The organism is Algoriphagus taiwanensis, from assembly GCF_036245645.1.
In the GTDB taxonomy this organism is placed as follows: domain Bacteria; phylum Bacteroidota; class Bacteroidia; order Cytophagales; family Cyclobacteriaceae; genus Algoriphagus; species Algoriphagus taiwanensis.
On sequence record NZ_BTPE01000014.1, the window covers coordinates 56,385 to 68,476 of the forward strand.

Consider the following 12,092-nt stretch of genomic DNA (forward strand, 5'->3'; position numbering starts at 1 on the left):
AAAGGTAATTTTCCTTAACCGCAGAAAAACAGTAATTTATTTCTCCCTGATTAGAAAAAACAAATCCAAAATAGCTCTTATGAACAATTCAAAATTCTCCAGAAGAAAATTCCTCGGCGCCAGTCTTTTGACCACTGCAGGGGCCAGTTTGATACCGGGCCTTTCATTTGCTTCCGCTACCCCACTTTTCCAAACAGCCCATGAAAGGGTGAGGCTGGGATTCATTGGCTTGGGAAGGCAGTCCCTGGGATTATTGAACAATTTCATGCGAATACCCGGAGTGGAAGTGGTCGCAGGAGCAGATGTATATGCGGTCAAACGAGAACGATTTGCACTACGGGTACAAAAAAACTTAAGTGAGGCAGCCAAATCCCCTGCAGCACCCAAGCTATATGAAGACTACCGCGAGCTACTTCAAAACGAAGAAGTAGATGCCGTGGTCATCGCTTCCCCTGACCATTGGCATGCACTGATGGCAATAGATGCCTGCAAGGCCAAAAAGGATATCTACCTAGAGAAGCCTTTGACATTTACAGTCAAAGAAGGTCAGGAACTCGTAAAAGCAGTGCGTCAAAACGGAGTGGTATTAGCAGTCGGATCCATGCAAAGAGCTGCTGTCAATTTTCAAACAGCGGCAATGCATGTGCAAAGAGAAAAGCTTGGGAAAATTTCTCAGGTCTTGGTCCATGTGGGCGACAATCCCTTCCCCAAACCATACAACCACCCCGCTCAGCCTATTCCGGATGGCTTAAATTGGGAAAAATGGCTGGGACCGATTCCAAGTTTGCCTTTCAATGAGGAACTCAATCCGGGAATTTCAATCAACCCAGAGCAAAACGAAAAAGCCTGGGCCGGCTGGAGATGGTACAAGGAAACAGGGGGAGGTTTGATGACTGACTGGGGAGCCCATATGATCGATGTGGCCCAGTGGGGATTAGGCATGGACCGAAATGGACCTGTGGAAATCATTCCTGCTTCGGGAGATTCATCTTTGACCTACAAGTTTGCCAACGGGGTGGAGATGCTGATCACCAAATTTGATGAAGGAAGACAGGGAGTGAAATTCTTTGGAGAAAAGGGGTGGATCAAAGTTTCAAGAGGAAGTTATGATACATCCATTGAGGAGCTGCAATTGGGCAAAGAGCCTGAAAACTTCAGCTTTGGAGCCCATCATGTGGACTTCATTGATTGTATACGCAAGCGAAAAGACCCGATCGTTCCGGTAGAAGTAGGACATAGCACCTGTACGAGTTGCACAATTGGAAATATCACCCAGGACTTGGGTAGAAGCCTAAAATGGGATCCGATTCAGCAAGTTTTCCACAATGACTGGGAAGCCAATTCCAAACTGCACTACGTATACCAAAACGGATACAACCTTACCTAGATTCCTACCCATACCCAATGCCCTATGAAGCTTATTTTAAATAGATTACCCCTTTCCTTTGTATACTTATCCACATTAGGATTGCTCACATTTTGCAGTAAACCTAATGTGGATAACTCTGAATTGGAAGAGCAAACCATCAGGAGTTTTACAGCAAATCCCGTCGCTGTTCAGGAAAAGGAAATTGGTGTTTTGAAGATTGGAGATACTGCTCCACCATTCAATCTTCCGGACATTGATGGACGATTTCATCAATTGGATGACTTTGCCGAAAAGGAAGTATTGGTGGTCAATTTCACCTGTAACCATTGTCCCACAGCACAGGCCTACGAAGACCGGTTTATTCAATTGGTCAATGACTATGGAGAAAAGTCGGTTTCCTTTGTAGCCATTTCCCCAAACAGCCCCATCGCCATCTTACCGGAAGAGTTGGGCTACACGGACCTAAGCGACTATTATGAGGAGATGAAAATCCGTGCAGAGACCAAGGGATATAATTTTCCTTACCTCTATGACGGAGACACACATGAGTTTTCCACAGCCTATGGACCAACAGCCACACCCCACGTTTTTGTCTTTGACAAGGAAAGAAAACTGACCTACTCTGGCCGAATCGACGCCAAAGAAAAACCGGGAACAGGAAACTCAGAGGATTTGCGAGCTGCCATCGAAGCTACGCTAAAGGGAGAAGCTTTACAGGCCGAATCTGCTCAAACCCCTGCCTTTGGCTGCTCGATCAAGTGGGCTTGGAAGAATGAATACACGATAAAAACCAATGAGGATTGGCAAAAGCGAGAGGTCACCTTGGAAAAACTCAGCCCGACCGGATTGGCTGATTTGTTGAAAAACGATACCGATAAATTGCTTTTAGTCAACTTCTGGGCGACTTGGTGTGGACCTTGCATAATTGAATATCCCGAATTTGTCACTATGCAAAGAATGTATGGCGCAAGGGACTTTCAGTTTGTGTCTGTGAGTATGGACTCACCGGATCAGGAAGACAAAGCCTTGAAATTCCTCAAATCCAAATATTCCGTTCTTCCCAATTACCTAATGGATACTGAGGACAAATATGAGGTCATCAATGTCTTAGGAAAAGATTGGAACGGAAGTCTTCCCATCACTTTGTTGATCGAACCCGGAGGGAATGTAGCCTATCGGGTCCCTGGCACCATTGATCCTTTGGAAATGAAGCGGGCGATTGTAGATCATCCGATGATTGGAAGATACTATTGATTTCGGATTTGGGAAATCGGATTGATTCGCCAGAAAAATTATTGGAATCAGGATTGAAAACAAGTAGATTGTATTCAATCCTATTTTTCATTTTATGGCAAATTCAGAATTCTCATATATCCAGCTTTCCCAAGGCCTTTATAGCGCCTCCAGGCTTCTAATACAACAAATTCAATCCAGTTTGAATGAATTTGGTCTGACTTATCCACAATTTTTGGTCTTATCTATCCTGTGGGAAGAAGATGGACTTTTAGTTCACCAATTAGGCCACAAGCTAGAACTCGATTCAGGTACACTTACCCCTTTGCTTAAAAAGCTTGAATCTCAAAATCTTGTCAAGAGAAAACGAGGTGAAACCGACGAAAGAACGGTGGAAGTTCACCTGACCTATCCCGGAAAATCACTTCAATCCCGAACAAAGGACGCACTATTGAAGTTGGAAGAGGAATTGAATCCACTTTGGGAAAAGAAAAACGCACCACTATTGCCCTTGGTGGATGATCTTTTAAAAAACCTAAAAACACTAAAAGAGTAAATGGAAAAGTTAATTGTAGACTACACTGCTGTAGCTTTTAACACAGGAGGAAGAAAAGGCCATGTCAGAACTGACGATGGAAAAATCGATATGGAAGTCTCTATGCCCAAAGAGATCGGAGGTGATGGAGAGAAAACCAATCCTGAACAGCTTTTTGCAGCGGCCTATGCTGCCTGTTTTGGAGGAGCTTTGGGAGCAGTTGCCAAAAAAACCAGCCTGCGAGATTCGGAAATCAAAGCGCTAGTCCATTTGGGACATTATGGCCCAGACAGCTACGGACTTGAAGTGGACATTGAAGTAAAAATCCCCCATGCCGCATCGCTTGAAGAAGCACAACAATTGGTCGAAGCCGCTCATCAAGTTTGCCCTTATTCCAAAGCCACCAGAGGAAGTATGGTGGTAAGAGTAAAGGCGGTAGAATAAAAAGAAGGTGTCTTTAAGGACACCTTTTCTAATTCTACTATTTTAGAAAAATCGATACCCCAATACTGCTGTCATTGAGCGCCTTTGTCCGAATCCTCCTTGTATTGCCAGGTCAAAATGATTAGACAATGGCATATAAAGTCCCGTCATTACATTCCATCGAATGGGTTCAAAGTTCACTTCATAATCGAGTTTGGTTTCAGGGGATAATTGAAGAAACCCCCGAGTAACCGTCTCGTAATATTGTCCTTGAGCTCCAAGCATGATATTCAATCCGAAAGGGGTCATATATCCTATGGTAGGCATGAATACCTGTGCGAGCTTCGTAGTGTTGGCTTCAAGCACTGATGATGCAACAATCTGATAATTAAATGTGAAATTGAAGTTTCCTACACCTCCTGCTAAAGTGACCCCTCCACCATAGCTCAAGGCAGTGAGTTCGGACACCAAGGGGAGGTAATCAGGCACATCATCCGGTTTCAGCCCTACCAAAAACCCTAATTTTTCTAAAGCACTTTTAAATTCATCTGATAAGAAAAGCTGTCCATCTAAATTGTTCCGCCCTCTTCCTACCATTCCAGAGAAATTAAGGAAAGGAAAAAGCCAAACATCTCCCCGAACCATTTCAATTTTAGTCGTCTGAGGAACTGTAGACTCCTCTAAGGAAAATAAATTGTTTAAAGAAACCTTTTCGCCCCCATTGAGCCCAACGGATAAATCGGTAAACTGAAGAGTTTGGAATTGCTGATGGTTGAGCAAACTAATCCCAACTGGCCTAGGCAAATGGTAACCTAATTTTCTTGCTCCTTTACCAAAAATTGGCAAAGCCCCGCCAAGACTTCCTGATACAGTGACTGATTTGCTGCCCAAGCTAATTTGGTCAGGTTGATTAGTCCAGGAAATAGGCAATCCATTTTTGTCCTTATAGGAGGTGGTTTCTGTAAAAATTTCAGATTTAATGGTTTCTTTCTTAGATTGATACTCATACCTCTCATCTGAAGACTTTACGATATAACCTCCGTTTTCAGGGATTTTTTGAAAATAAATTGTACTCTTGAAAACACCCGATTCAACTTTGTGCCCCATAAATTTTAGAGGCTCGGTATTTACTAATTCCACCTTTTCCAATTCATCCCCGACTAGATAAATTAGACCTTTTACTTTTTTCCCAAATTTTAATTCTGGTTCCAATTTGGATGCATCATATAGAAAAGAGAGCACTACATTGGAGCCATCCTGACTGACTAATGTCAAAGTACTTTCATCATACAAATAGGACTTGGACAAGCGGCTAAAAGAATGCATTTCCTCCACAGCCTTGACCAGTTCTTTCTCCTTAATTATTCGAAGGGAGTCCGGATTGTATTCTATTTGGATATCCAATCCCTCCTTGAAGTTTGGATCATAATTCAGAATAAATTGAACAGAATCTGCTTGTCCATTTTTAATCCTCTTGGCTACTGTGTTTTGGGCATATGCACCCTCCTGCAGGGTGGCACTCAGGGCAGCATCTAGGATTTTGGGTGAAATCCCTCTAGCTATAAGGTAGTTGCTATTTACGGGAATTGAACTTTGGGCAAAACTTAGCCCGAGAATTCCAGTAAGTGAAAGTGTGGTAATTAATCTTTTCATGGCAGAATTCTTTTATTGATAAGAAAAAGCGGTTTGATTAGTAGATTATGTGGTTATTCTTTATGAAGTCTTTCCTCAGGAATTGAGGAGTGAAAATCACAATTCCTATCTCAAGACCAGCCCCGTATGCCCCCTTAAATTGGGAACTGTAGGAAATGGCCGGGACTATGAAATCATTGGGTTCGTACCGTAGTCCTATCTTATATTCTGCAGGCGATTGAGCCTGACCTTGTGTACCGTACACCTCTGCAACGATGGCTGTTTTAGGAATGACCTTATAAATAGCCAAACGAGAAGACCAAGTAAATCCCCATGCAGATTCATTTCGGTCCTTTGCATTGAAATCCACCAAAGCCCCCGGCATGATATCCCATGAAATGGCATTATTCAGTAAGGGAATGGTAATAGGGATGGCAGTCCAAACGTTCTTATGGAGTTGTGTAAACTGAGTATCTTGATAATATCCTGGTGATCTTCCAAACCCAAAGAATACAGCTCCTCCTCCGTTATTTTCCTCATTTGCCCAGAACATGTATTTGGCGTACACGGTGGTAGTAAAATGCTGGACGTAGTTTTCAATACGGTAGTCTCGAAATAAATTCCCCTGAACAAAAAATTCAAATCTAGGAACAAGTGCAAAGGAGCTGATCAGATTGGTACTTCTCTGACCAGTGGAAATCACAAAAGTACCCGTACCATGTGGCATGGTCAGGAAATTATCTGTATTGAATTGCTGGGCACTAACATCGTTTGCCAAGCTTTGAAATAACAAAAGCACCACAAATAATTGGAAGCATCTCGTCAATTTGCTCCTTCTCATGATGCTTAGAATTCAAATTTGGTCATGAATTGCAACCGAGAAGCCCGCCCAAAAGAGTCATTGGTAGTCCGTTGTGCACCCCAGATATATTCTAAGCCTGTTGAAATACGTTTAATCGGGTTATATATAAGATTTAAGTGCCCTATACCTCCCCTTTTCAAGGCAAATGGATCCCTATCAGCTGGAGTTTCTAACCATCCATAGGCGTAATGAATATTGGAGGCCCATTGATCAGTCCATTTAAAATTCAGCCCCAAACTTGAGGATAAGGCAGGGATGGTTTTCAGACCGTTAGCACTTAAAACTGCATTGGCATTACTTCCTGCAAAAGCAATGATATTTTCTCCAGCTCCTTGACCATAAGACATTCCAAAGGTGAAATATCCCCTTTTACCACTGTAATATTGTCTACCTGCAATAGCTCCATTAATCTGCAATGCATTTGGGCTAATCCCATTTAATCCTCCATCCCAAGCCAGCTGGGCTACACTTCCACCCATAAATAAAATCCCCGTTTTCCAGCTATAATCCATTCGCAAGGCCAGAAGTGGCATTTTCCGGATTGCCTTACCGACAAGTTCATCTGGATTTTCTATTCCAAGGAAACTGAGCTGTTCCAAACCAACTGCAAGAAGGATTTTTTCATTCACCTTTTTTTGATATCTCACCTGGACGGTACGACCACCATATAAGGCGTCACCGGCGGCAAAATCAATCATATTAGGCATGGCCTCTAAAAACGAAAGAGTAGTCCAGGTTTGTCCAAAAATAAAATTCCCAACTACCATATAGGCATGTCGTAGCCTGAAACGGGTTTCATCATTAAAAAAATCTCCTTCAATAAATAGTTTGAGCGGAACTTTCCCTTGCTCAATTCTCCGTACATCAATGTTGAATCTGGATTCTTTTGCAAAGAAATTTACGTATCCTGAGTTCCCATATTCTGGCTGTCCTTCTACCGGAATAGTGGACATCAGAAATTGAGAATTATCCAAGGTCCCGTTAAAATCTCCTACAAAATCGGCTTTGAAATAACCTCCAACTTTCATTCTGAGGTCCGTGCCAAACATTGGCCATGAACCTACAAATGACTCATCAATCAAATCAGTCCCTGTATTGAGTAAGTTATTCTCTTTTCTGTCTCCCTCCGGAACGATTTTCTTGATCAGATTCAAAGAGTCTTTCCTTATACTATCGGTCCTATCCTCGCTTTGGGCTAGACCAATACTAGAAAGGCCTAACCCAAAGATCAAAGTGGAAACAATTGTTTTTTTTATGATTTCCATGAAACACATGGTATTAGGATAATGATTAGCCCTATTTCAAATTATTCTTATAAATCTTCCCATCCTTCATGATAACTACGAAGTTTTTGTCGGGATCAGCAACCAATTCGAGATTCTTTAAAGGATTACCGTCTACTAAAAGCAAGTCGGCAAGGGCGCCTTCTTTTACCACGCCTAAATCACCAGGGTAAGGGTTGCGAGGTCCGCTTAGCTTGAGCAATTCCGCATTGTCCGCGGTTGCCATTTTCAACGTTTCAAAAGGTGTGTACCACTTCTGCATGGCTACAAGGAACATACCTTGCTTCTTACCCAATTCGGGATCAAACAGAACATCGGTACCAAAGGCGGTTTTTACTTTGAACTTTTTTGCGCTGGCGACAGCTTGATCAAGTCCTTTAACGAGATCGGCGTATTTGGCCGTGCTTATCGGGCTTTCAAAATGGAATGCTATTGGGCCCTCGGCTTGCATGGGCTCCATACTCCACCAGACACCGTTTTCAGCCATTAGTTGAGCTACTTCATCATCTATAAAGAAACCGTGCTCCATAGACTTTGCACCTGCCTCAATCCACATTTTCATGGCATCTTTTGTATTGATGTGAACAGCGACATACGTATTCCAAGACTTGGCAATATCAACTATCGCCTTGGCCTCCTCAAACGTATATTCGGTCACGTCCAGTGGGTCATACAAGGACGAAACTCCTCCTCCGCCCATAGCCTTCACCTGGCTGGCACCCATGCGCAACACCTCCCGTGTGCGTTGGATTACTTCAGGTACACCGTTGGCAATGAGCGTGTTACCTACTCGTTGCTGATAGTCCAGCTCTCCTCCGAAGGTAGCTGGGACGTCATTTGGACCACGGAAGTCGCCATGGCCTGCAGTCTGGCTGATATATCCGCCAGAAGGATAAATACGCGGCCCGTTAGTGACTCCCATATCAATGGAGTGTTTCACTGCAAAACTGTTCCCACCTACGTCTCGGACGGTGGTAAATCCACGCATGAGTGTCTTATGAGAGGCGTCTGCGGCAAGGATATTTAACAAACCGTTGTCGATACCTAGAATGGTACTCACGGGAGCAAAATTGAACATGGTGTGCCAATGTGCATCAATCAGCCCCGGCATCAGTGTTTTGCCATTGGCATCTATGACTGTGGCTCCTTGAGGAACAGGAATGGATTTGGCAATCTTGGAAATCTTGTTTCCCTCTACCAGCACGCTCATGCCTTGGGCCAATGTTTCATTTTGACCGTCAAAAATAGTGGCATTGGTAAAAAGCACAGTGCTAGGGGGAGCTTGCTGCGCAAAGGAAGGGGCAATTAGACCTACTATCCCTAGTAGGGCCAATCCCATAGTCAAGAGTTTGATTTTAAATGGTCTCATAGTTTTTGGAATTTGATTGGTTAAATCTTAATGCATGGATATTTTAAACAGTCGAATAATTTTCTCCCAGTTTTACTGAAATAAGGACATGCTGCCACTCATAGAGCATATTGAGCAGCCCTATCAGTTCTGCTTGATCACGGATATTGATGGCCAAGTGGGTTATTGAATTACCAGTATCATTCACCTCAACTACAGATTTTTCAATTCCTTGGAAATATTCCAAAAGATCCTTTTGAATTTTTCCACTCACCCGAATAGAATACAGGCCCGGATAGGAAAATTTGGGGATAGAAGTTTCATTAGCCATATCCATATAAAGGTAGGGGGCTAAAAAATGGATAAATAGCCACTAAAGTGGACATTTTAGGAATCAAAAAGTGGAAAAGGTATCTCCAGTCTAGCTAGTCTTTGCCCGTTTGATTCAGGTCTTTCATTTTCTTAATAGCCCCAACTCTATTGTTTACCCGCAATTTTTGAAAAATGCGATATAAATGTTTTTTCACTGTATCCAGAGATATATAAAGTTTATCGGCAATTTCATTATTTCGATATCCTTGAACGACCAAATCCATAATTTCAAGTTCACGAACCGATAAAACCTGCTTTGTTTTTGGCCCAAAACCATTGCTTTTTGAGTGAATAGAAGTGCCTTTTCTTTTGATGAATTGGAATAATTCCATCAATCTGTTTTTCTGAGAGTGAATCTTTGGTAAAAAAGAAATCAAACCGTCAATCTCAAGTCCAGCATCCAGAAAAATTCGAGTGTGTTCTTCAACTTGTACTAAATCCAAAACTCCCTCTAACTCCTTAATAGCCTCTCCAAAATTTCCCCCACGTTCAAAATGAACCGCTTTGAGCAACTTAGCCTGGACCAATAAATTTTTATTGTGTCGTTCTTTTCCCATTTCGGTCAAGATCTCAAGTTTTTGGAATCCAAAATCTTCCTGATGGGTTGATAATAAAAGCTTTACCTCGGTTAATTGAGGGATATAATAGAAAAATACCGGAGGATAAGCATTGAATTCAGAAAGTTTAGCTACCTCTTTGGCTTGATCTAGTTCTCCTCTCCGAAGGAGGACCTCAGTTTTGAAAGCATAAACAAGGCCTGTCAGAGGTTCAATAGTAAGCTCTTTGGCAAATTCTTCGAATCCTTCAAGATTCTGTTCAACTTTTTCCCAATTGCCGATGGCCAATTCTGTCAAGCACTCCAAAAACAGCTGATGAGTTATCCAAAAAGGTCTGCAGGTATATTTAAACAGTCTGACTTCTTCTTGGAACCTATTTACGTTTTCAAGTTGATTAGACAAATAAGATGCATAAGTCAGGGAATAAACTCCGATTATCCAAACATCCCTAAACTGTTCCGGTGAACTCTTTTTTACCAAGGCTTCCCCATCGATAGCTAATTGGGATATCTGTCTTTCCAAAAGATGAACCATGCACCTTCCTTGATAAAGCCTTCTCTGAAAATAGGGCTCCAATATTCCTTTCTTTTCAAACTCAAGTTCAATTCTCCTCAAGCCTTCTTTTGCATTTCCCGTGGCTTGCTGCGCAAATGCATACCACCCTATGGCATACTCCCTAAAAAAATTTGGTTCATCCGGAGAAAGAAGTTCTAAACACTTTTTCCCATGGAAAAGAGCCTGATTGAATTCTCCTTGAATGGTTAATAAAAAGGTAAATACTGAATGGTACTCCCCAATAATCTGACTTTGACCTTGGTTTTGGCTTATGGAATTCTTAGCAATCCAATCTTCTGCTTTTTTAAGGTAGTAAACCATTCCAGAAAAATTAGCCTTCTGATCCTGCATCATCGCTTTGGTAATGATCAATTCCAGATGATTCAAAATCGTTTCTTCCTCAAATTTTCCTGTCAACCGGTCAAGCCTAAGGTTGTGCTCATTATTTATGAGATGAAGCCGATATCTTAAAAAAAGCTCGACTGCAAAATCCATATTTTTGGATTTGATGGCATAATCCAATGCTTCTTCAAGCACACCTTCGCCCTCAAACCATTTGCTGATAGCCACATATAATTCGGATACTTCTGTTTCGGAAAAGCAAGTTTTTACCTTCCTTCTTATTTCACTTTGGAAAAAATGATGATATCTAAACCAAGTATCTTCATCATCCAAAGAGATTAAAAACAAATTTCTTCGCTTAGACTGTATCATAAACTCTCTCACATTCAGACTTTTCAATTCTGAATCTTGAGCAGACTCTATCAAGTATTCTAAAAGTCCTTGAGAAAACCTTTCAGGCAAACAAGAAAGAGCAAGATACTTTAGCTGGACTTTACCCAAGTCTTGTAAAATGACTTCATTAAATAATTCTGAAATGATAGAATTGGGCTTATTTAGCGATTCAATGACTTTAGTTAATTGAATCCCCCTAGCTAATCCCAAGATCCCTGCTGTAAGCCCTGTCACCCATCCATCTGCCTGCTGGGCGAGTTTTAGTATAGCTTCACGCTCCAAATTAGAAGAGATTGATTTGGCAAGTGCCAGTGATTCTGTCTTGGTAAATACCAGGTCTTTCATTCTCAGCTCATTCATTCTAAACTGAGCTCTTAACTTGGTAAGTTTTAAAGGCGGATCTTTTTGACAGATGATAACCAGATGCAGATTTTCTGAAGGATATTTTAATAAGCCGTTCAAAATCTCATGGACTTCTTCATTTACGATGGAGTGATAATCATCCAAAACAAGAACATATGAACCATCCAACTGGTCAAGATCATTTATCATTGAAGAAAAGATCACATTGGCAGTCAAATTTCCAGGGTTATTTTGAAGATACTCGGTTTTAAATTTTTTACCGGGAAAGGACCCTCTTATAAGAGTTACAAAATAATTTAAGAATACCCCTACGTCATTGTGCTCCTGATCTAAAGAAAACCATCCATACCGGTGTGAGTAAATGTCAAGCCATTGGCTTATTAGGATACTTTTACCAAAACCAGTAGCTGCAGAGACCAAAGTTAGAGGATGCTTAAGATTAGTTTCCAAATATTCGATCAATGTGTCTCGAACAACAAATTGATCCCTAACCTTAGGTTTTACTAATTTGGATTTGATGATTACGAACTCTCCAGCCTCTTTTTTCTTGTTTGAAAAATTATTCTCAACTGACTTTTCCATTTAAAGAATAAATAATTTGTCCTGATTTCAGGTCATTTGTATTCCTAGTCAAAATACAAAAATATCCACCTCATTCAATATTTAAAGACTTGGTTTTACGGGTTGTTTTATTTGAAACGACCTGTTTCTTAGATGATATTTCTGCAATTACAACTTGTAAAAAGAGATTGATAATCAACTTTTCCCTAGTCGGTATCAGTCCAAAAATCAAAACCACTTAACTTCCCGCCAAATCCAATCTTT

At 41.3% G+C, this 12,092-nt stretch carries 10 protein-coding genes; 4 read left to right on the forward strand and 6 right to left on the reverse strand.

Going from position 1 to position 12,092, the window contains the following annotated elements:
* Positions 1-79 precede the first annotated feature (79 nt).
* The 4 genes from AAA938_RS16910 to AAA938_RS16925 all read left to right on the forward strand — a co-directional run bounded on the left by AAA938_RS16910 (position 80) and on the right by AAA938_RS16925 (position 3,581).
* The gene (locus tag AAA938_RS16910; RefSeq protein WP_338229943.1) at positions 80-1,387 is read left to right on the forward strand and encodes a Gfo/Idh/MocA family protein; all 1,308 of its coding nucleotides are present in this window, start codon (positions 80-82) and stop codon (positions 1,385-1,387) included.
* A gap of 24 nt (positions 1,388-1,411) precedes the next feature.
* Positions 1,412-2,623, forward strand: coding sequence for a redoxin domain-containing protein (locus AAA938_RS16915; RefSeq protein ID WP_338229944.1), 1,212 nt, complete (start codon positions 1,412-1,414; stop codon positions 2,621-2,623).
* 181 nt (positions 2,624-2,804) lie between these two features.
* Entirely contained in the window at positions 2,805-3,158 is a 354-nt protein-coding gene (locus tag AAA938_RS16920) for a MarR family winged helix-turn-helix transcriptional regulator (protein WP_338229945.1), read from the forward strand.
* The gene (locus tag AAA938_RS16925; RefSeq protein ID WP_338229946.1) at positions 3,159-3,581 is read left to right on the forward strand and encodes an organic hydroperoxide resistance protein; all 423 of its coding nucleotides are present in this window, start codon (positions 3,159-3,161) and stop codon (positions 3,579-3,581) included.
* A 42-nt stretch (positions 3,582-3,623) separates the two neighbouring features.
* Here the strand turns inward: AAA938_RS16925 and AAA938_RS16930 are convergent, their stop codons facing one another.
* The 6 genes from AAA938_RS16930 to AAA938_RS16955 all read right to left on the reverse strand — a co-directional run bounded on the left by AAA938_RS16930 (position 3,624) and on the right by AAA938_RS16955 (position 11,849).
* Positions 3,624-5,213, reverse strand: a complete 1,590-nt coding sequence (locus AAA938_RS16930; RefSeq protein ID WP_338229947.1) for a hypothetical protein — start codon at positions 5,211-5,213, stop codon at positions 3,624-3,626.
* 37 nt (positions 5,214-5,250) lie between these two features.
* Entirely contained in the window at positions 5,251-5,970 is a 720-nt protein-coding gene (locus AAA938_RS16935) for a hypothetical protein (RefSeq protein ID WP_338229948.1), read from the reverse strand.
* Positions 5,971-6,038: 68 nt separating this feature from the next.
* Positions 6,039-7,319 carry a DcaP family trimeric outer membrane transporter gene (locus AAA938_RS16940; RefSeq protein WP_338229949.1) on the reverse strand — a complete coding sequence of 427 codons (1,281 nt, stop codon included), beginning with the start codon at positions 7,317-7,319 and terminating at the stop codon, positions 6,039-6,041.
* A 31-nt stretch (positions 7,320-7,350) separates the two neighbouring features.
* Positions 7,351-8,706 (reverse strand): metal-dependent hydrolase family protein, encoded by a 1,356-nt coding sequence (locus tag AAA938_RS16945; RefSeq protein WP_338229950.1) that lies wholly within the window; start codon positions 8,704-8,706, stop codon positions 7,351-7,353.
* Positions 8,707-8,749: 43 nt separating this feature from the next.
* Positions 8,750-9,016, reverse strand: coding sequence for a hypothetical protein (locus AAA938_RS16950; protein ID WP_338229951.1), 267 nt, complete (start codon positions 9,014-9,016; stop codon positions 8,750-8,752).
* Between the two features lie 94 nt (positions 9,017-9,110).
* Entirely contained in the window at positions 9,111-11,849 is a 2,739-nt protein-coding gene (locus tag AAA938_RS16955) for a LuxR C-terminal-related transcriptional regulator (RefSeq protein ID WP_338229952.1), read from the reverse strand.
* Positions 11,850-12,092: the final 243 nt, after the last annotated feature.